This window comes from Cupriavidus sp. GW821-FHT07C08, from assembly GCF_059419025.1.
The window spans coordinates 307,965-327,158 of sequence record NZ_JBWKQZ010000002.1 but is presented as its reverse complement, the minus strand read 5'-3'; the positions used below and the strand labels follow the sequence as shown (position 1 = coordinate 327,158).

The following is a 19,194-nucleotide window of genomic DNA, read 5'->3' as shown; positions in this document are numbered from 1 at the left end:
TCAATGAACGAGATTGATGTTCCAGACCCACCTGTCCCAGAGCTTCTGCTCTCCGGTCCTTGGGTCCTTAATGGGATCGCCAGTCTTCTTATCGAAGGCTGGCACCTTTTCCTTGCGCAGGCGTTTGACCGCAACACGGTCACCCAGCTTGCAACCGGCTTCTGCGAGAGCGTCCTTCAGACCTTCGCCCTGCAGGGTCTTCTCGCCGGCACTCGTGTACAGCTTGACGGCAAACGAAGTGTAGGTACGAGGCCCGCCAGACTTACGGTTGGGGAACTCCATTTCGCCCCACTCGATGAGCTTGCCCACGGTGTAGGCGGAAGAGGAACCCTTTTCAGAGGAGGCGCTTCCGCCCCCTTCCCGCTCGCCGTCTTCGCGTTTGCTGCGCGATGGCTGGGCGCCATCCAAGCTACGCGTTGGCTGAAAGCGGCGCCCTCCTGCTGGCGCGTCACTACTTGTCGGCACGTCCGGCGTGAGTTCGCGCTCGGCTTGAAAAATGACGTCAGCCGCGACCTTCTCCAGCGCTTCGCCTGGATGCACGCTGACCTGTTTCCAACGAGGGATCACCTCCGGCAGCAGCTTGTCGCCATACGGCGTGCTTTGCAGCCGATGATGAAAGCCCCCAACGAAGTGGATCACGCGATCACCTTCGTCCCGAAGCAGATGGGGGACGCCGTGAACATAGAACTGCCGCTCGTTGGCGGCGCCCGTGCCGACCGGGATCGTGCTGGGAGAGGATGACCCTCTGTGTTCCGCGCTCAGAACACCGGCCACACGCTTGATGAGATTGAGCCAAGTCATGGTCTAAAGAAGGGAGCCACAGCACAAACGTCGGACCACATCGAGGTCGCAACGCAGCCTGGCATGATTGAGAATCACGTCTTGCAGGGTCTCAGGGTCGACCCCGGATACTGCGCAGACGTAGCTATATGGCAACGCGCCATTCCAGTAGCCAAAGATCCAGCCGAGCGTCATCGAGTATTCCTCCAGATCGAGAGGCCGATTGCGCATGCGGGCACGCAGCATCTCGGCACAGTCGATGAGGGACTCCGGCATGTTGTCGCCGCGCCGGCTATCGCAGGCGAGGCTGATGAGAGCGTCGACCATTTTCTCGCGCACCGCCTTGCTCCAGAGAGAAGGGTCGGGCAACGGGTCGAGCTTGGGAGGGGGCACTACGATGGCGGCCGCCTCACCGAAGAAGTCGAGCTGCCATCCCGCTGTTGTCGTTTCCATGATGGTCTCCGGACAGGCACCCGGAGACCCGCCAGCCGGCGGATAACGGGTACCCGCGACAGGTGGAAAGCGCCGCCTCAGAGAGGCGGCAACGGATCAGGAACGGTCGTGCGTTCCCGCTCGACGAAGCGGCGTCACCACAGCCGAGCGTTCATACGGTTGCTCGAGCGGATCTCCCACTTGATGCGATTCGTGCTTCGATTTGGATTGGGTATCCGGCATCGAAACCTTCGGCGCTGCGGGCACGGCCTTGTTCCAGACCATGGCCCGGTGATACAGGAATGACAGTCCAACGACGGTCACAAAGGCACCGACGATGAACGACTGCGACGCCATGTACAACACCATGCAGAGCATGAAGAATTTGAATGGACGCTTGATGAGATTCGTGACAAAGGATTCCATAGTTTCTCTCCAGAAACGTTGCAAGGGATTTCCTGGCAGATGCCAGGCGATGGTTCGATGCTCCGAGGGAGCAAGGAATCTCTGGAGGAACAGCTGCGCTTCAACGCGCTTGCGGCATGCAGTAGCGCATGGCGAAAGCACGCTGGCGTGGGCGGGGGACTATGAGATTGAGCGCTGCCGCCATTCGGCGCGCACTAGGTCGATGCGTCTGAACGCAGGTTTGTCACGATCCTAACGACAGAGGATCAAGGAAGGTAGGCAGAAAGCTAACCAAAACACGGTGGCTTTCCGGGAAAAACGCATGAGCATGCTCATGGTTTGAGGTCGCGTCCGCAAATTAAGGTTTGTTTATTTCTGTTTTTCGAATGTCTAATATCGACCCCTAACGTTAGGGGTAAACCCCTAAATTCCCGGGCAAACGGTACCGATAAGCGAAGCATAAGCAACCAGCTTTGCACCTGTCCCGGCAAATGACACCCCTAAATGAAGAGCTTTTGCTGACCAAAAGGCGTCGCACGTTCCGTACTCTCCATGAGGACTTGACAACGCTTCTGGGCCGTAACGCTGGTTGTCAGGTTCCTTCCAAGTGAGCGAAAAATGCCGCAGAAAAAAATCAAAACTGAAGACGTTCCTGCCGTGCGGGCAGACATCGTGAATTTCCCTGTGCAACCTGAGGTCTCCCGAGCGGAGATAGCCTTACGCAATGCGCTCGGGACTGTCCCAGTCAACGAGGACGCATTCAGCCGTCTTCTTCAATGTGTCCGAAACATTCAGCGCACGAAGGACAAGATCTCTCGTCTGCTCCAGGACCTTGGGGCGGACCTTCAGCTCATGCATGAATCAACGACGGAAATCGTCGCTGCTGAGTATGGCGACACCCGAGCGGCACGGTCACGCGCGCGGGAGATGTTCTTCACCATCGCTGAGGACGCACTCGACCTCACTCGTAGCCAGGCACAGCTATACCTGAGTCTCTACCATCGCTTTCTTCAGCACAACGGCGCGCTTTCGAAGCTCAATATTGGTGAACTTATGGTTCTACGCCGGCGTGACTACTCCGCGGAGGAAATTGACGCGGTCATCGAATTCAAGGAGAACGACCCGGCCTACCATCGCAAGGACATTCGCAAGTTCGTCGAGCGGCTTCGTAAGCAGGAGGAGGAGGTTATCGACGTCCAAACCAAGTTGGACATCGCGACAGCGGAACTTGCAAGTACGGTTTCCGAGAATGCCGACAAGGATTTTGAGATTAGGCGCCTCAACACTGAGCTCGGACGATTGGCGTCAGAACGCGACGCGGATCGGGAAGCGCTGAGTCACGTACGGGAGGAGATGACCCGGCAAAACTTGAGCTACAGCGCTATCCGGATGCAGATCGATGATCTGGAGCGCGAGAAGCGAGAGCTGCAGGACCGCATGGCGTTCTCGAAGGCCAATACCCGCCCGGAAACCGTTGAAGTGCAAGTGGTTCCGCTAGGCTACGCCTCCCTGGAAGACGCCCTGGCCGCCAAGAATGACGAACTCTCCGCGGCAAAGGCAGAGCTGGCCGATATCCAGTCGCGGCGCCAGCAGATTGAGGACGAAATCGCAGAACGCTCGTCCGTCCTGGATAAGCGTGCGCGCGCCCGTGATGAACTCGCCAAACTGGTGACGGAATTCGAGCAAGTCGTTTCGACATTCGCGTCGGTGCAGCTCGCCGTACAGATGGCCGGAGACGTTTCCGAATTCCGCCCGGCCTTGACGGTGCTCGACAGCATCGTCTCACGTCTCCACGCCGACATTCGCTCGGCCCTGAATGCCCGATGAGAGCAAAGAGCTATGCTACAGCACTCCCCCACCGCCGAGTTTGAGCGTTTGCGACTCACCAGGATGACATGCGATCGGATTCGGTCGGCAAACTATCACCTCACCGATCACCTTGCGGAACTGCTCGGCGCGCACCCTGAGCTTGAGCAGATGCTGCATATTGGCAAAGGTGGCGTCGACAAGGTCCGCAAGGCGGAGGCCACGCAACGCGATTTGATGGGCACCCCGTTCCTCGTTGTCGTGCCGACGCTCTCCGAGGTACAGGACTGGCGTTGCTTGAGTGAAAACACAACGACCACACTGGCCGTCGACACACTGCGTTCTCAGTTACCTGGCTGGACCAACGACGACAAGCTTCGCTTGTTCTACAACAATCGCCATTACATTTGGCTGATGGTCGAGTTGCTCCACGTCAGCATTCTGGCCGCGCCGCTTCTCGGGATCACCAAGGAGCTAGCAGAGTATCTGCGTTCGCTCCCGCAGCACGTCCTTGACACGGCCATTGCGCGGGTGGACTTCCCGATTTTCCGTTGGCGCCTGCATAGCAAGACTTTCTGGATCGACTTTGATTCCAGTCGGCTGGGGACCGATTCGAAAGGGCATCACTTCCTGACCTCCACCCCGCTGCGCGCCGATCGCTTGGCGACGAAGAACAGCTGGACGAACCTCCGGTTGGAGCCATTCCAGAAGAAGGTCTACAGCGAAATGATGGTCCGAAGCTACTGCCGCGCCTCGACTATCACATCGCTGCTGGGCATAACCTCGACACGTACCCGCAAGCTGTTCCACCTGATCCACGGAAAATCCTCTCCCTCCGGTCAGCTACCGACGTCGACCGCCTGGTACTTCGAACATCCTACCCATCGCCTTCAGGCGACGACCATCGTCACGCTGTATCGCATTGCATTGGCGTTCGGCGCCAATGTTCCGGAGGCATTCATCGCAGCCTACGATCTTTTTGAAAAATTCTTCGGAACTTCGTCCAAGATCTCTGCCGATCGGGCATGTCACATTTGCCGAACCATGTCCACCGATGCGCAATTGGAATTGGCACCTTGCAGGGTATGTCGGACCCCCTATCTCATTGCAAACGCGGCGCCCCGTATTGAACTCAGCCACGCATTCTCCTGCCCCGGCTGCAGTGGGCTACTTGGCGGTCCAAATGGCGCGGCGCGCCGGCACAAATAGATCAAAGAGGACTGAAGGATGATGAGTACCGCTATTCTATTCGTTCTCGTCTTTGTAGTGCCCCCGGTCCTGGCATACATGCTCGCGCGGCAATGGGGATGAAGCGGCTGGAAGTGGGCGTTGATCTGCTTCTGCACGCATTACATCGGCCTCTTCCTGCTGTATCTGCTGCCGTCAAGGGAGACCCCAAAGCTTCAGCAGTACTGCGAGAAGCATCCCGAATGCGCAACGAATATTGGCATGGCCTGCTATTGCGGATCGCGCAGCATCCGCCTGTGGCGCGAACAACGGTTCCTCTCCATGCGGCAGCACCATATTTGCAACCACTGCGGCCGGACCCCTTACACCACTGATGCTGAAGCCCCACCTTCAGGGGGTCAAAGTTGGCTTTAGTTTGTCGTCTAGATGGTGTTCCCCTTCGTGTATGCTCACGCCGGCCGAAGGCTGGGCGCGGACTTGACTTTGCGCCCCGGACGTTAAGCTAAAAATAACGGACCGATCCCCGGCCGATTCAAAATCAGAGAAGAAAAATGCAAAACTCCAAATTCGCTTTCTCGGTCCTGGCCACGGCCACGGCGCTCACTTTGGCCGCATGTGGCGGTGGTGGTGGCGACGACGGTGGCTCCAAGCAGGAGCCGAGTACACCAACCACGCCAACGGTTCCGCAGGCTCCGACGTCGGTGCCGCCGGCGACAACGGTCTCCGCCCCTTCGTACCCCAGTGGCGACCTGCGTCTGGCAGCGTTCAATGCCCTGAGCGACTATCGGATCAAGATGGGCGTCGGTGCCCTGAAGCAAGATACAGCCCTCGATGTTGCCGCGGACAACCACGTCGCGTACCTGAAAGCAAATTCTGCGGTTGGCCACGACGAAACTGCCGGCAAGCCCGGCTTTACCGGTGCAACTCCTTACGAACAGGGCGTAGCCGCGGGTGCCTCGAAGGACCAGTGGATCAGCCAAGCGGCAGATGGTTCCATCGGCTGCCTGGCGGACTTTAGGAACTCGGTGTATCACCTGCAGGGCATCACCAGCAACCAGGAGACGATCGGCCTTTCCATTCGTGACGGTTATTGCGTTATGAATTTTGGCGTAAAGACCGGTGCAAACGGCAGCGGATATGGCCTCCCGCAGTGGGGTGGACAGCAAATGGCGACGAACGCCTTTGCTTATTCTCCAATCGACGCCGAAAGCGTCCCAGGAACATTCACCGCCACCGCCGAGTCGCCAAGCCCGGCACCAGATCTGCCGAGCGCAGGCCACCCTGTCATGTTCAGGGTTCCAGCTCCCAATGCAAGTGACGTGCTGACGGTCTCAAACTTTATCCTCACGGGCCCAGCGGGTAACGCAGTTCCCGCCAGAGTTCTGGTTGCCAGCGCCGCGAAGCCGAGCTCAGTCGCTTCGGCTATCTCGGATCCCTACGTCTACAGTGGAGTGGCCTTCCTTCTCCCTACCCAACCGCTCTCGGCTGGCACTTACACCGCAACTTTCGCGGGCGCTCGCAACGGCGTAGCCATCAGCAAGTCTTGGAGCTTCACGGTATACTGACGTAGCGCCAAGCTGCAAAATTGGAAATGGCCCGCATCGATGCGGGCCATTTTCTCTTCTTCCGCGGGCTAGTCTCACTGCACTGTAGCGCCGTTATTACAAACACTGGCCGGCGCCAGGTATGTCCAAGTGAAGCACGTCCCTGGGCCGTTGCTGCCGCCGCCGGTCAAGGCCGAGTCGAACCCAGGCCCAGTAACGGCTTGAAACTGCATTGACGGTGTGCCATGAGTGATGACCCACCCGTTCACGACCGTCGACGCCCCCGGATTTCTCACGGTGACCAGCGCAGACGTCAATGCTGCGTATCCGCCAGAAGCTTTCAACTGATCGTAGGGGACACTGCCGAACAGCACATACTCTACATTACTGCCCCCGAAACCTTGCCGGGATGTGTACGAGTATGCGTACGGGGTAGCCGCTGGAACCGGCACGCCGCCACCCGCCGCAAAGCCGCCAGCAACAAGCACAAACGTCACCGTGTTTGGCGGTGGTGGAGGCGGTGGTGGAGGTGGTGGCGGCGGGGGCGGTGCCGGAGCGCCGCAAGTGGCCAGACCATTCTGGACGAGCCAGATCTTCCCGGCAGGACAGTCTGCCACTGTCATTGGTGACGCCGGAAACGTGTACAACTGTGCGGCCGCTGTTGAGAATTCGGCAGCGAGAACGCTCGCCAAAAGAATGCGCTTCATAGATCGATCTTGCTTCTAGTACATGCAGCCTGTCGTGACGGTGCCCAGCAGTTGCCCTCCAAGAGCCCCGGTATCGTTGCCGCTATACCAAGCCGCTGGCGACATGGCGCTTGCCTGCGCGTACCAGTAGGTGCCATAGTCGTTCACTGAGAAGTACGTTCCTTGAATGGGCGGCATTACGGTTCCAGTGATATTCACCATTTCCTGCCTTGGTGTGTACATCGCCCAAGCGGTGCCGCCAGGGCAGTTGTCCTTAGAGAACGTCATTCCATCCGATACGTTCTCGAATTTCCGCGTGATCGACAAGTTCCCCAACCCGTTGGTCAACGCGACATACCGGTTCCCTTTGCAGATGTAGCCGACGTTTGTACCGCTCGTGGCAAGCTGGCCATTGTTTCCGCACCACGTACCGTCGGTCACATTCGTGACGGCCGTGCCGATCGGCTGCCAAATGCCGCCGAAGCAAATCACGAGCCCCGTTCCCGTTGTGCTCGTCCGGATCGATTTGTCGACACCGCATGCGCTGCCTGGGCTTCCGGTGCTGGTCAGGTATGTCTCACCGTTGCTTGTGAGGGATGTGTTTGCCGACACCCGCCTTGCGTTGTTGACGTCATTGCCGCCCAGGTCGAGCGATGTCTGCATCTGGTTCAGCTCGGGATGCCCCGGTACCTGGACCCGGTACAGATACCCGTTATTGGCCTGCGCTCCGGTGAAGGCCAACAACGAAGCCAGCCGGCCACTCCCCGGGTTGGTGTAGTTCGCCAGCGGCACCTGCCACGCGCCGTACGCCCCATAGGCCCTGGTTGGCACCATCGTCGGGTCTCCGTTCTGCCCTGCGTATGGTACGAAGCCGCCCTGCGCACCGGCTTGCGCAGCGATCTGCACCAGCTGGCGCGTGTCTGTGATGGCACGGCCGCCCTGCGATGTGACAAGCGCCTGCAGGTTGTTTGGCGTTGGCTGCATGACCTGGAGCAACCACGTCTGCCCGAACACGTTCGTCACTGAGAAACCAGCGGGCAGATAGCCACCATTGACTAGCATCGCCGGCGTGACCGACACCGGCACACTCGCCGTGGCCTGGGCGACCAGCGTTGCGGCTTCGTCCTGCACGAACTGCAGGGCGGCCTTATCGAAAACCAGCATCTGGCTCGCCGCGGCTGCGGTCTGCACGTTCGTGACGCCGGCTTTCGCCCACGTCGCGAAGCCGGCAAGGCTCAGCATCGAGAGCATCAGCGCGATGAGATATCCGAGTATCGCTTCCATGCGTTTCTCAGGTGTTCAGCTGGACCCAGTGGACCAGCGCCCCAACGGGAATGTTCGCCGGCACGCTGTACGCCATGCCGGTTGCAAGATTGACGCCCGTGCCCTGACTTCGGACGCGGAACCACGCCAGGCTGCCTTGGGTGGTGCCGAGCAGCGACGCGCCCGCCCCTGAGGACACGCGCACATAGCCGTACACGTCCCGCCCCCCAGCTGGGTTGGCCACGGCCATGCAGCCCGCGCCGGCAGGAGTCACCATGCCCGCCGGCAGCACCGGCGTGACACTTGCTCCGACCAGGCCGGGCGTCGCGCCGGCCGTAGCTACGCAGGCTGCGCCGTAGGCCTGCGCCTGCTGTGCGGTGATGGTTGCCACCGATTCCATGCGACCGGGCACACCGGCACCGGGCGCCGCTTGCGACAACTGCGCGAGCTGCGCCACGAATCCAAGACAAAACAGGACCGTGGCGATGGGCATGATCAGGTAACCCATGACATTTCTCCTGAGGAACCAGCACGGGCCCTCGACCTCACTGGAAGGTGAGCGTAAAGGCGGCAGTCCTTGAGAAGCAGGGCCGCGCTCACGCCCTGCTTTGCGGTCCGACCGCCGCCTTCACCAAACTGAATTACCCCTTGCGAGCCACCGTTGGCAGAAGACAGCGTCATGGCATGCCCCAGGAATCGAGCAGCGTGGTGCTGCGAACCATGTCCGTCGGGAACACCCGCCGGTAATCATCGACGGAACGATCGCCGTCGTGAAGTTCGGTGGAGCCGTCGTAGCCCTGCGAGAACCCTGCGCGGGCAATCGTGCTCAGCTGTGCAATGTTGGTTGCCACTGCCCCGGCCTTGTGGCTCTGGATGCGGTTGTACCCCGCGTAGGAAACTACCAATGAGTGCCAACTGGCCCAGAACAATCGCGATGATCCGACCAAGAATCCCATCCACGTCATACCCCTAAAGTGCCATGCTCGATTACGTTGCCTTCCATCGTGGATGTGATACCGATGCAGAAGCGGTCGCTGTAGCCGCACGCTCGCCTTACTCACTGGAATGTCAGAGCGAAGGTCGCCGTGGCGCTACAGGCCGCGCCGGCGGTCGCCTGGTCGGGAAGGTTGGCCTGGTTGAACGTCGTCGAGCCGACTGTCAGCGTCACATAGTCCTTGAGACCCACGGCTGCGCTTACGCATTGCTTTGCGGTCTGTGCGTTGCCGCCGCCGAAGGTGATCACGCCCTGCGAGCCATTGTTGGCGGACGAAAGCGTCACTGCATTGCCCCACGGATCGACCAGCGTCGTACCGCGCACCATGTCCGTCGGAAACATGCCGCCAGTAACCATGGCCGCGATGTTCGCCGTCGTGAAGTTGGTATACCCGTTGTTCCCTTGCGAGAATCCGGCACGAGCGTTCGTAATCAGCTGCGTGAGGTTGGTCGCGACTACACCGGCTTTATGGGTCTGAAAGCCGTTGTAACCCGCGTAGGCAATGCCAACCAGTGCGAGCAGGCCCAAGACAATGGCGACGATGCGCCCGAGAATTCCATCCATTCGATACCCCTTTTTGAGTTTGAAATAAGCCGTTTGTTAGAACTGTCCCATCGAGGACGTGAGGATCGATGAGAGAGAGTTGGAGCCGAGCTGCAGCACCACGAAGGCCAGGAACATCAACCCGGTGAAGATCGCGGACATGACCATCCCTTTGGCGAGCAACTGCCGCTCGATGACCTCAGCGTTTTGGCGCACGGCCACCGTGATCTTTTCGGTGAAGTCATCGAAGCCCGCATATGCGCCGATTTCGTCGATTAGATCCAAGGACGGGAATCCATTGCCGGCCTGACGCATGGCCTCCGCCAGGTCCAGACCATCAGCAAGCCCAAGACGGATCGGCCGCAGCCGTGACGCCAGCCAGGGCGACGCCGAGCTGATCTGTCCCTCCAGCGCAACGGTGTCAGGTACGTTCGCCCGCAACAGTGCGACGAAGGACATCAGCCAGGTGAAGCCAGTAATCTCTCGGTACGCCGTGAACGGGAACACGTGCCGGTCACAGACTCGCCTGCCCGGCCCCGTCCATCGAGACAGCGCCCACCAACTCCAGCCGGCATATGCACCGATCCCGCCGAAAATCACTGGCGCTGGCCACCCCACCGCCAACTGCCCCATCCAGTACATCGCATAGGCCCAGTCCGTCCATCTTTGGAGCGGCAGTACATCGAGGAACTGCGGGACGATGTATCCCCCGATCAGCAGCAAGACCACGTAGAGCGTCACGAGATACACCGTTGGCGCGAAGAAGCTCGCCTGTAGCTTCTGACGAAGGCGTGTCGTCAGGTCCCGAACGTCCAGCACGAGCCGCATCGCTTCCGGCAATTGCCCCGCCCTCTCACCCGCGTCCAGCACGCTGCGCTCGAGATCGCTAAGGCTTGCGCCCATTGCCGCCATCAGTGTCTTGCCGTCGCGTACCTGGCGACCCACCTCGTTCGCCGCCTCGGCCGCGCGCTTTCTGCCGCGCCGAGCTTGCCGTTCGCGGAAATCCTCCAGAACCTGCGCGAGAGTCAGCCCATTCTCCAACTGGCTGGATGCCTGCTGATACAGGCGCCGCCGCATTCCCCAGGACAATCCGTTCACACTTGCTCCCGCATCGGAATGGCATCGACATTTCGCTCGGCGTCAACCGGATCGAGCCGGCCGGCCAGGACCAGGTCCATGGCGTGAGCGATCATCGGCTTGTCGGAGCCGGGCCGCGCCCTGTGGTTGCGCCTCGCCGCCAACACCCCGTCGTTGATGCAGTCTTGCATCAGCGCCTCGTTGGTCACTACGACCTCTGCCACTGCCTGCTGACCGACAATGCCTTCGCCATGGCAGTGTTCGCACCCTGCGCCGCGAACGCGCACGCCAAACAGATCCCCCCAAGAGCGCATCGCACGCATCATGTAGTCCGGCAGCGGTTCTGCCGCGCTTTCAATTGGCACGCAGCATTCCGAGCAAAGCAACGGGACGATCCGTTGCGCAATCAGACCGATGACCTGGTTGTGATTGCAGATCACGTCCATCGCCAGACGCACGTGGTCGAGCATGACGAGCCGCAAGAAGGTTTCGAACGGATCGGTCACGTGCAGGGTGGTCAGTACCAGGTGACCAGTGGCCGCGGCCTGCAGCGTTGCGATCGCCTCTTCAACACCACGGATTTCGCCCAGCAGTACGGCATCCGGGTCCATCCGCAGTGTCATGCGCAGCATCTCCGGAAAGCGTTCGCTTTCCGTGACAAGCTGGATCGCCCAGTCCATCGGGTACTCGGTCGGGTTCTCGATCGTGACCAGCCGCTTCTGGGGGAATAGACGGGCCTGGTGGCGGGTGCACTCGAAGAGCGTCGTCGTCTTGCCGCTGCCGGTTGGGCCCGTCACGACGATCACCCCCATGGGCCGACGAAGTAACTGCGAGATCAGTTCCACCTGTAAGGGCGTGTATCCCATCTCGCCGAGCTTGAAATCGCCCATCGGACTCTCTGGCATCCGAAGGTCCAATCGCTTCGCCGCCTCGAGCGCTTCGGACTTCTTGGCTCCCTGGTGATGTTCCCGGTATTGCAGGCGCGCCACGAGAAAGCCACCGCCGCTCTCCACCGGATAGGCCGGCCCGCGGACGATCCGCACACTGGAAAGGCCCGTGCCGGGCAGCGCGTCGCCGGCAATCTGCGCATCCTGGACGTCCAGCGGATTGTAGGTAGCGGCCTTCACGGTGGCCAAGCCCGTGTACATTGCCCGGATCAGTCGCTCCCCCTCTTCCCTGCGCATGGACAGGGCGGCGACCGTGCGCAGGTCCCCTTTGACCCGCACCTGGATCTCGGTATGGTGCTCACGGACCAGGATGTGGATATCCGAGGCGACCAGCACGGCGCAATCGGCAATCAGCCGGCGCGCCAGGCTCAACGTATGCAGGTCTGCATCCTGCAACAGGCCTGTACCGCGCTGCTGCCGCAATACCGAGAGTTCCTGCGCGGACACCTTGCGCACTTGTGGCGCCGCACCGCTGCGCCGCAGCTTCGCTTCCCAGGTAAGGAAGCGAGGCGTACCAAAGTGCCGCGCGTCCACGTAGATTTCGCAACCGTGCACCGCCAGCACCTGCTGCACTTCATCATTGGTGAGGCCGAACTCCTCGACGAGATTCTCGACATAGAGTCCGCTCTCGGACGCGCGCTGACGCAGAGCCGCCGCTTGCTCAGCCGTCAGGCGGTTCATGTTGCAGGCAACGCGGTCGAAGGTTGCCGGAATGGTCTTCGGATAGAGGATATGGGGCGCCAACACATCCGGTGGCGGCGGCAAGGTCAGCACGTCGGATTTCACCGACGGCTCGGCCCGCAAGGCAATTGCCGTGAAACGGGCAGGATCTCGGCTCGGATTGCGCCACAGGCGCGAAATGGTCCCGATCATCGTGGTTTTCCGACGTTGTGATTGGCCGCTACCGGCGGCGATGCACCGTCCCGCAGTGCGTATAGCTTCCCGGTTCCCTTCCATGCCTGAGTGGCTGCGTCGTAGCTGACTTCCGTGAGCCGCAAGCCAGGCACGGCATCAAGACCTCCGCCCGTGCCGAGCCAAGGCGGTGCGCCGAACGAGATATCTGCTGTCATGGAAAGCCAGGGATCAACCGGTGGATTGCCATTTGACGGAGGCAGCGCGGGCGGCATGGTCAACTGCAAGCCCACGCCACTGCCGTGCGCGTAGGTCCACATTGACCGCTGTGCATCCGCAACGGAATGAACAGCCGACGCCGAAGGCAGAAAGGCAGCCGGGACATTTGACGAGGCATTCGCCTGATTGCCGTCCGACGTGAGCACACCCGGCGCATTGGCGGCGATCCCGCCATCCCGCTTCCAGTTCGTTTCGATCGTCATGGTCGTCGAGGTGGCTCGCTTGCAGTGCCATCCGGCGAGCGTCCACCCAGCCTCAGCGAGCGCCTGGTTGTCCCACGCACGGCGGCATGCCTGAAGGAAGGCCGCCGGCGCGGCCTCTTCCACCCAAGGCAACACCCGTTGCTGCGCGGCCTCATTGGCACGCTGCGCGGCGGCGATTGCGCGTTGACGCATCAGCTGGGCTTCGCGCTCCGCCTTTTGCTGTTGGTCATACCAATACCACCCGCCCCCGGCGAGCGCGGCTGTCCCCGCGATCGCCGCCGCGACGTAAGCGGTCGACTTCCATGGCCCCGTCAGGACGTCCCGCATGGCCGACACGCCCTTCGACGCACGCGCCATCGCCGCCAGGTCGCGCAGCGTCCCCTCAACCTCCGTCCATTCGCCAAGCGCCCGATGCTGCGCGCGGACTGCAGTCAACTCTTCCAGAGTGCCGACTTGATCTCCACCGGTAATGACGGCATGGCCTTGTCTGACCGCCACATACCAGCAGCGGCTGCCTTGCAGGTGAAAGAGGCCCATCCATGGCTGACGATGCTGGCTCGCCACGATGGCGGCGAGCGGCTTTAGCCCAGCAGGCTTCGCGCCGGCCATGGGTTCGCAGAAGCCACTTTGGACCGCACCTTCGGCGCTTTCATGGACCACGCCCCAACGAACATTGCGGCCAAGCTCCAGAGCGCTTGCACGCAAGGCGCTATTGGTAGGCTGTGCCTCCTCGTGCAGCCAGGACAACCCAATAGCAAAGCCGCCCTTCAGCCCGGGGAATGACAGGATCTCGGCCATGGCTCAGGGCCTCAGCGTGCGCACGCGCTTGCCGTTGGCAAGCCTCACGCCGGCGTCATCGATGCTCACCACCTTCCAGCCGCCATCCAGCGTGTCACCGGCTTGAACCGGCACGGTACGCCCGTCGACATCGAGAATGGCGTTGTAGTGGCCGTCGAAGGCGCGTAGCGACACGAGGCGTGTCCCATCTGACAGCCTTGGGCTGGCCCCACCCGTCGGCATCGGACCGGTCAGCGAAATTGAAGGTGCCCCGCCTGGCTGCGGCGCCCCCGCAGGTGCGGCCGTGATCGAGTCCTCCGCGCGCTTCACTTCCGCCTTGTACTTGGCGATCTCCGCACGGGCCTTCCACAGCGCGAGCTGCGACTGCAGGGTGGCCAGCTCCGGCGCATCCGTGTTCCGAGACGGCTGGGTGGCTTCGACCGGAGCGCCTGCAGTGGTGCCTGCAGTCGCACTCGCTGCAGCGATCGCTGCGGTAGGATCCGTGACCGATTTCGCCGTCGGACTGGAAGCCGGGGGCGAGGTCACGTGGGCAGCCCCAACTGAGGCAACTGCGGCAGCAGCCGGATTGGGCGACGCGAGAGCCGCAGTGGTCGTGGCGGTCGCCGACAGACAAGCAACGGCGATGGTCAAGGCAGCCGCAGCCCAACGAAGATTCAATGCGCGTTTCTGCATAGTGTTGTCTCTGTGTTACAGGAGGCGAGCCGAGATCACGATTGCGATGACCGTGTCTCCCCTGGTGGCGCCGACACCGCCACCAAGAGCAGCCATCCATGGCTCACCGACGCCGTTGTTGGTCGTCGCTGCCTTCTGATTGCGCAGGCCTGTCAGCACCAGGGATTCGCCCGGCTTGAGGCTTACCGACTGCGCGAAGCGATTGGTCGGCATGGTGCGCAGCTGCACGCTGGTCTGATTCGCGTCGCCGCCTGCGTTGAACCGCTGCAGCGGAAGCAGGTCCGACAACGTCATATCGAAGTTCATCAGGATCCGGCCATCGACGACCTTGGGCAGGAACGCGCTGGTAAAGCCATAGGTCACGGTGCCTGTCTGGATGGAACTGGTCGAGCCGACATTCGCTGCCAACGTCGTCTGCGACTGCGGCACGTAGTCCTGCAGGGTTGCCGTCTGCAGGGCGAGCACCTTGCCGTTCTGGGTGACGCCTGAGCGCGACACCACCTGCGACACGTTGCCGAGGCTGGAGAGCGCCTGGACCACGGCCTTGCTTCCTGCCAGGGGGCCGCTCATGATCGTTGCGCCCAGGTTCATGGGCGAGGCGCTGCCGGAGATAGTCGGCGTGCTGGGCGAGCTGAAGGAGACGCCGGTGTGGCCGCTCGAGCTTTGGTAAGCGAGCGACAGGTTCAGGCCGTAGTTGTCCTCGCGCGTTACGCGGACTTCATAGACCTGCACATCGATGGCAACCTGCTTGCCATACATGGCAGCCAGGCTCTTCACGAACTGCTCGACGCGATCGCACTGTACGGGGTCGCCAGTGACCGTCAAAGTGCCCAAGTTCTTGTCAACAACGACCTCAGCACTGGCGCCGGCAACCGCCTTTGCCGTGTGCTGGAGTGTTTCCCAGGGCTTCATCTCGACCGACATGTTCGTCGACTGACCGCTCCTACCCGCGCCGGTCCCGCCAGCACCGCTGCCATTGCTGCTGGCACCGGACATGCCGCCGGAACTGCTGTCCGAGGTGGTGATCGATCCGGCCATGGATGAGGAGTCCGCAAGGCTCGGAAGCATGTAGGTACGCGTCTCGGTCCTGAAGAACGTCACGGTGCCGTCGTTATAGCGAGACCACGCGACAAAATGCGCCTCAAGCACCTCCAGAAATCCTTTGAAATTGCCTTCATAGCGCAGGGTCAACGGCAATGCCGGCGCCATGCTTGCGCCATTCGCCGATACCGAGGCTCCGCCGGCCAGCGGAGCACCCAGGTCCACCACACGCGGAGCCCCACCCATCGGGATAGGCCCACTTGGTCGTGGCCCGGATGCCGGTTGTACTTGAGCCGGGATGACTGGCAGCGCCGACGCGTCCACGGTGGCGCGCACACCGACGCTTTGCGCGATCCAGTTGGCGGCCTCGGTCAGCGAGCCGATGCTGCCTTTGAACACCACATGCTTGCTGTAAATGTCCGGTTGTGGCTTGCTTGCGCGAACCTTCTCTCCCATCAGCCATGCGCCCTCATGCACACGGAACACCGGCCGGCTGCGCGGCGCATCGGCATAGTGCGCGTTGGCCTCACTGCCGATCGCAGTTTGTACATTGCGTGTTTCGATCACGCCGCAGCCGGACATCAACGTGGCGGCCGCCACGGCAGCCGCCGTAAAGCGTTTCCTTCGCATACTCATTGCACTATTCCGTTTTGGCTGATGATCACCGTGCGGTTGCCGCGCCAGCTATCGCCGACCACGTCCGCACCATTGCTCGCGAGCTCTTCGACGACACGCTTGACGGCCGTTTCGAAGTCACTGCCGTAAGCTTTGTCGCCGGGGACGATCCAACCGTCCGGGACGTTCCATGCCACTGTCCAGCCAGCCCGGGTAGCCCAGCCTTGAAGCTGTTGTTGGAGGGGCTCCCCTTTGAGGAGTCTGAACTCATGAGCCACCGGCGCGACGGCCGCCGCAGCGGGCGAGGTGTCACCGGAGCCCAACACGGCGCTGCCTGTTACAGTGGTCCTCATGGGCGACACAGCGGCCAGCAGTGCCTCCCCGCCGGCGGCCTTGCTGGTGCGCTCGGGCTGCAACGACTGCCACCCATCGCTCGACAGTTGTTGTGCTGGATGCGCGCTGGGTGCCTTGGAAGCGTTGGCGGCCGGCGTGACGCACAGACTGGTGACCAGCGAGGCAATAGCCCCGGCGATGCGGATGGTTCGGTTGGATTGGCGCATAGCTATGCTTTCGAATGAACGGAATGGACTACCGCAATGCGGCACGTTGCAGCGCCTGCCACCGGGCATGGATCTGGTTGGCGTACCGCAACTGCTTGTCGGGCGACGCGGCGTTGTATGCGCCAACCGCCTTCCATGTCGGGCCGAAGCGCTGGATGTTCTCGCGCAGAATCCAGGCGCCGACGTAGGCATTCACGCAGCCATCGAAGAGGTGGGCCCGCGTAATGCCGTACTTGCTCAGCCGCGGCAAGTGAATCGAGTTGATTTGCAAGAGCCCAATATCCTCTGAGCCGTTCGTATTTCGGTTAGTCACCCACGGCCTCATGCCGGACTCTTGGATGGCGATGCTCCGCAGCAGCGGCGGGCTGACACCGTGGAATACGGCGGCATCGTCCAGGCAGTCGGCATAGGCAGTCCCAGCCAGCAGTGAGGTGACGATCAGCGCTCCGATCCTGCGAATCATCACAGCGCCACCTTCCCGGGTTGCTCTTTGAACCGCACTTGCGGCACGCGATCCACGTAGACCACGTTTCCGTCGGCGATCACCGTCAATCGCGCCGCAATGCCGTTGAATTTGTAGTAGCGGTCCTTTTGCTCACCGTTGCGCTGGTGGTCATCGCCGAAGACCGACACGCTGACCATCGATTTGGCGAAGCTCAGGTAGGTCGTGCCGTCCTTTTCGAAAGCCATTTCCAACCCGGCGCCGTTCTCTCGCGGGAAGACGTAGTCAATCTCCGGCACGCGCTGCACACTCACGGACTTTCCGTCCGCTATCGCCGTAAACCGGTCGACGGTGGCAAAGGACAGCACGCGCTGGGCCTCATCCCACTTCGTCCAGATCTTGCTATCGGTCTCGTCGCGCAACACCAGGTCCCTGGGCTCCTGCTCGAGCCGAATCTCGATGCGACCCTGCTTGTTGTCGCGGATTGCGACGGCACCGAAGGCCGATGCCAGGGTCGGGCCCTCCGGCAAAGGCGTTCCGGCCACCGGCACCGACGCTGCGGCTTCTGTTGGGCCGCCCGGCTCCATATGGGCTGCTGTCGCAGAAGCTTGCACCAGCCCACCCGTCCCCGCGGCCGACGCTTCACCCATCACCGAGAAGCTCTTCGGAGGCGCAACGCGCAGTGCGATGTTGCGGCGAGTGAAATCCACTTCGGCGTAAAGATCGCGGCGATCGAGGACCCGCGCGAGCGCCTGGAGCCAGTTCTCGCCACCCTGCAGCTCAATCGAGACGTCATCCGTCAGCGGAATGTCCTTCTGCGCCGTGCCGGTCCAACCGGCAGGCGCAATAGACTTGACCATTTGCGCCAATGGCAGGGACGACCGTCCCGCGCGCACCAGTGGCAAGCCCGTATAGCTGCCGATCAAAGCCAGCCTGCCCGAGATCGCCGCGCGCGGCAGATCGCCCAGCGGATTGGCCGGCTCGGACGTAAAGCCGTTGGCTCGCTTCCAACGCGCCACGACCGCCTGGCCGTTGGCCGAATAGCGCACCACATCGGGAACACCATCGACCACCCAGTACGGGCCGTTCTGCGCGGCACCGTCAGCCTGCACCACTTGGCCCGGCCGCGGTTGGATATACGTCGAGAGCCCGTCATTGAAGATCAGGGCAGGCCGATCCGCAGCCCGCGCAACGACCTGGTAATCGAAGTCCAGCGGCTCGGTGTCGGTCGCTGCGTGAGCGCTCGCCATCAACACCAGCGCGGAGAGAAGAAGCGACCTGATCATCGGAATTGGGCGACGTGGTTCATGAAACGAGCGAAGTACGGCCCGCCGCGCTCCGGATTGGCGCTGTGGTACCAGGCCACGGCCTTCATCGGGGAGCCGCTGCGCCGCAGGTTTTCGGCCAGGATGTCCTCCGCTACGCGGATATTGGTCGCCGGTGCGAGCGCTTCCCAAGGCGACGAGAAGCGCTTGCCGTGATAGCACCAGTTCACCTGCATAAGACCGACATCAAAATCGCAGCGCTGGCTGGCCAGCAGGCGGTTGACCGCCGCGTACGCTTCCTCGCGCGTGGCGAAGAACATGCCGCGCCCCGCGACGTTCAAGGTCCACGGCCAAGGGCGGCCGCGGTATGCCGATTCATTCATCGCGATGCCAGCCGTAATCTTGGGATCGACTCGTTGGCCCATCTGAGAAAACGGCTCGGTCTTCGGCGCGCAACCCCACCCGCCACGGCGCTCCGCGAGCGCTTCTTGGGCTGCTTCGGTGAGGATGGGCGGCCGCAGCCAGCCTTCGCGTGCGAGGAGGACAGCGATCGGCACGGCCTTCCCGCCGAGTTGGACGACTGGACCTTCCTCGGCCCCGGGCTCGATCAATGCGCCAACCAGCCTGGCCGACCAGCCTAGAAACGCGTCGAGGCCGCAATACAGGACCGGTTTTCCGGCGATGGTGTGCAGCCGGTCTTTTCCATCGGCATGCACTACCAAGGCGTTCGGGCTGATCACAGCCTGAATCATTGCGGCCTGTGCCGCGCCGGCGAGTACCAGCGTGGTCAGGGCGAGCATGG

19 protein-coding genes are annotated in these 19,194 nt (G+C 61.8%); 3 read left to right on the top strand and 16 right to left on the bottom strand.

Annotated elements, in window-relative coordinates:
* The 3 genes from AC07UK_RS04660 to AC07UK_RS04650 all read right to left on the bottom strand — a co-directional run bounded on the left by AC07UK_RS04660 (position 1) and on the right by AC07UK_RS04650 (position 1,638).
* Positions 1-801 (bottom strand): hypothetical protein, encoded by an 801-nt coding sequence (locus AC07UK_RS04660; protein ID WP_058698183.1) that lies wholly within the window; start codon positions 799-801, stop codon positions 1-3.
* Positions 802-804: 3 nt separating this feature from the next.
* The gene (locus AC07UK_RS04655; RefSeq protein ID WP_058698184.1) at positions 805-1,233 is read right to left on the bottom strand and encodes a hypothetical protein; all 429 of its coding nucleotides are present in this window, start codon (positions 1,231-1,233) and stop codon (positions 805-807) included.
* 96 nt (positions 1,234-1,329) lie between these two features.
* On the bottom strand, positions 1,330-1,638 hold the full coding sequence (locus AC07UK_RS04650; RefSeq protein WP_058698185.1) for a hypothetical protein: 309 nt from the start codon (positions 1,636-1,638) through the stop codon (positions 1,330-1,332).
* A 597-nt stretch (positions 1,639-2,235) separates the two neighbouring features.
* On the opposite strand from AC07UK_RS04650, the gene AC07UK_RS04645 reads away from it, so the two are divergent.
* The 3 genes from AC07UK_RS04645 to AC07UK_RS04635 all read left to right on the top strand — a co-directional run bounded on the left by AC07UK_RS04645 (position 2,236) and on the right by AC07UK_RS04635 (position 6,176).
* Positions 2,236-3,444 (top strand): coiled-coil domain-containing protein, encoded by a 1,209-nt coding sequence (locus AC07UK_RS04645; protein ID WP_058698186.1) that lies wholly within the window; start codon positions 2,236-2,238, stop codon positions 3,442-3,444.
* A gap of 12 nt (positions 3,445-3,456) precedes the next feature.
* Positions 3,457-4,632 carry a FlhC family transcriptional regulator gene (locus tag AC07UK_RS04640; protein ID WP_058698187.1) on the top strand — a complete coding sequence of 392 codons (1,176 nt, stop codon included), beginning with the start codon at positions 3,457-3,459 and terminating at the stop codon, positions 4,630-4,632.
* 530 nt (positions 4,633-5,162) lie between these two features.
* Positions 5,163-6,176 (top strand): CAP domain-containing protein, encoded by a 1,014-nt coding sequence (locus tag AC07UK_RS04635; protein WP_058698188.1) that lies wholly within the window; start codon positions 5,163-5,165, stop codon positions 6,174-6,176.
* A gap of 701 nt (positions 6,177-6,877) precedes the next feature.
* On the opposite strand, the gene pilV is transcribed toward AC07UK_RS04635, so the two are convergent.
* From pilV to AC07UK_RS04570, 13 genes are all read right to left on the bottom strand, one after another.
* Positions 6,878-8,125 (bottom strand): shufflon system plasmid conjugative transfer pilus tip adhesin PilV, encoded by a 1,248-nt coding sequence (pilV, locus tag AC07UK_RS04630; protein ID WP_058698189.1) that lies wholly within the window; start codon positions 8,123-8,125, stop codon positions 6,878-6,880.
* 7 nt (positions 8,126-8,132) lie between these two features.
* Positions 8,133-8,612 (bottom strand): hypothetical protein, encoded by a 480-nt coding sequence (locus tag AC07UK_RS04625; RefSeq protein WP_058698190.1) that lies wholly within the window; start codon positions 8,610-8,612, stop codon positions 8,133-8,135.
* Between the two features lie 169 nt (positions 8,613-8,781).
* Entirely contained in the window at positions 8,782-8,955 is a 174-nt protein-coding gene (locus AC07UK_RS04620; RefSeq protein WP_234788237.1) for a hypothetical protein, read from the bottom strand.
* Positions 8,956-9,161: 206 nt separating this feature from the next.
* Positions 9,162-9,662 carry a prepilin type IV pili gene (locus tag AC07UK_RS04615; protein ID WP_058698191.1) on the bottom strand — a complete coding sequence of 167 codons (501 nt, stop codon included), beginning with the start codon at positions 9,660-9,662 and terminating at the stop codon, positions 9,162-9,164.
* Between the two features lie 36 nt (positions 9,663-9,698).
* Complete coding sequence (locus tag AC07UK_RS04610) at positions 9,699-10,739, bottom strand: type II secretion system F family protein (RefSeq protein WP_058698192.1); 1,041 nt, start codon at positions 10,737-10,739, stop codon at positions 9,699-9,701.
* Positions 10,736-12,538, bottom strand: a complete 1,803-nt coding sequence (locus AC07UK_RS04605; protein WP_058698193.1) for a GspE/PulE family protein — start codon at positions 12,536-12,538, stop codon at positions 10,736-10,738. Before AC07UK_RS04605 ends, AC07UK_RS04610 begins: the two co-directional genes overlap by 4 nt.
* The gene (pilO2, locus tag AC07UK_RS04600) at positions 12,535-13,797 is read right to left on the bottom strand and encodes a type 4b pilus protein PilO2 (RefSeq protein WP_058698194.1); all 1,263 of its coding nucleotides are present in this window, start codon (positions 13,795-13,797) and stop codon (positions 12,535-12,537) included. Before pilO2 ends, AC07UK_RS04605 begins: the two co-directional genes overlap by 4 nt.
* A gap of 3 nt (positions 13,798-13,800) precedes the next feature.
* The gene (pilP, locus tag AC07UK_RS04595) at positions 13,801-14,469 is read right to left on the bottom strand and encodes a type IV pilus biogenesis protein PilP (RefSeq protein ID WP_081050309.1); all 669 of its coding nucleotides are present in this window, start codon (positions 14,467-14,469) and stop codon (positions 13,801-13,803) included.
* 15 nt (positions 14,470-14,484) lie between these two features.
* On the bottom strand, positions 14,485-16,146 hold the full coding sequence (locus AC07UK_RS04590) for a type II secretion system protein GspD (protein WP_058698195.1): 1,662 nt from the start codon (positions 16,144-16,146) through the stop codon (positions 14,485-14,487).
* Positions 16,143-16,685, bottom strand: a complete 543-nt coding sequence (locus AC07UK_RS04585; protein WP_058698196.1) for a toxin co-regulated pilus biosynthesis Q family protein — start codon at positions 16,683-16,685, stop codon at positions 16,143-16,145. Before AC07UK_RS04585 ends, AC07UK_RS04590 begins: the two co-directional genes overlap by 4 nt.
* A 28-nt stretch (positions 16,686-16,713) precedes the next feature.
* On the bottom strand, positions 16,714-17,148 hold the full coding sequence (locus AC07UK_RS04580; protein WP_058698197.1) for a lytic transglycosylase domain-containing protein: 435 nt from the start codon (positions 17,146-17,148) through the stop codon (positions 16,714-16,716).
* Positions 17,148-18,413: a TrbG/VirB9 family P-type conjugative transfer protein gene (locus AC07UK_RS04575; protein ID WP_058698198.1), complete on the bottom strand. Its 1,266-nt coding sequence runs from the start codon at positions 18,411-18,413 to the stop codon at positions 17,148-17,150. Before AC07UK_RS04575 ends, AC07UK_RS04580 begins: the two co-directional genes overlap by 1 nt.
* Positions 18,410-19,192, bottom strand: a complete 783-nt coding sequence (locus AC07UK_RS04570) for a lysozyme family protein (protein ID WP_058698199.1) — start codon at positions 19,190-19,192, stop codon at positions 18,410-18,412. Before AC07UK_RS04570 ends, AC07UK_RS04575 begins: the two co-directional genes overlap by 4 nt.
* Between the last annotated feature and the right edge of the window lie 2 nt (positions 19,193-19,194).

What these genes read in the sequence shown, in the direction of transcription:
- AC07UK_RS04590 (WP_058698195.1), bottom strand. Translation starts at nt 16,146, where the DNA reads ATGAGTATGCGAAGGAAACGCTTTACGGCGGCTGCCGTGGCGGCCGCC.
- AC07UK_RS04575 (WP_058698198.1), bottom strand. Translation starts at nt 18,413, where the DNA reads ATGATCAGGTCGCTTCTTCTCTCCGCGCTGGTGTTGATGGCGAGCGCT.
- AC07UK_RS04585 (WP_058698196.1), bottom strand. Translation starts at nt 16,685, where the DNA reads ATGCGCCAATCCAACCGAACCATCCGCATCGCCGGGGCTATTGCCTCG.
- AC07UK_RS04625 (WP_058698190.1), bottom strand. Translation starts at nt 8,612, where the DNA reads ATGGGTTACCTGATCATGCCCATCGCCACGGTCCTGTTTTGTCTTGGA.
- AC07UK_RS04660 (WP_058698183.1), bottom strand. Translation starts at nt 801, where the DNA reads ATGACTTGGCTCAATCTCATCAAGCGTGTGGCCGGTGTTCTGAGCGCG.
- AC07UK_RS04650 (WP_058698185.1), bottom strand. Translation starts at nt 1,638, where the DNA reads ATGGAATCCTTTGTCACGAATCTCATCAAGCGTCCATTCAAATTCTTC.
- AC07UK_RS04655 (WP_058698184.1), bottom strand. Translation starts at nt 1,233, where the DNA reads ATGGAAACGACAACAGCGGGATGGCAGCTCGACTTCTTCGGTGAGGCG.
- pilV (WP_058698189.1), bottom strand. Translation starts at nt 8,125, where the DNA reads ATGGAAGCGATACTCGGATATCTCATCGCGCTGATGCTCTCGATGCTG.
- pilP (WP_081050309.1), bottom strand. Translation starts at nt 14,469, where the DNA reads ATGCAGAAACGCGCATTGAATCTTCGTTGGGCTGCGGCTGCCTTGACC.
- AC07UK_RS04645 (WP_058698186.1), top strand. Translation starts at nt 2,236, where the DNA reads ATGCCGCAGAAAAAAATCAAAACTGAAGACGTTCCTGCCGTGCGGGCA.
- pilO2 (WP_058698194.1), bottom strand. Translation starts at nt 13,797, where the DNA reads ATGGCCGAGATCCTGTCATTCCCCGGGCTGAAGGGCGGCTTTGCTATT.
- AC07UK_RS04580 (WP_058698197.1), bottom strand. Translation starts at nt 17,148, where the DNA reads ATGATTCGCAGGATCGGAGCGCTGATCGTCACCTCACTGCTGGCTGGG.
- AC07UK_RS04605 (WP_058698193.1), bottom strand. Translation starts at nt 12,538, where the DNA reads ATGATCGGGACCATTTCGCGCCTGTGGCGCAATCCGAGCCGAGATCCT.
- AC07UK_RS04615 (WP_058698191.1), bottom strand. Translation starts at nt 9,662, where the DNA reads ATGGATGGAATTCTCGGGCGCATCGTCGCCATTGTCTTGGGCCTGCTC.
- AC07UK_RS04570 (WP_058698199.1), bottom strand. Translation starts at nt 19,192, where the DNA reads ATGCTCGCCCTGACCACGCTGGTACTCGCCGGCGCGGCACAGGCCGCA.
- AC07UK_RS04635 (WP_058698188.1), top strand. Translation starts at nt 5,163, where the DNA reads ATGCAAAACTCCAAATTCGCTTTCTCGGTCCTGGCCACGGCCACGGCG.
- AC07UK_RS04640 (WP_058698187.1), top strand. Translation starts at nt 3,457, where the DNA reads ATGCTACAGCACTCCCCCACCGCCGAGTTTGAGCGTTTGCGACTCACC.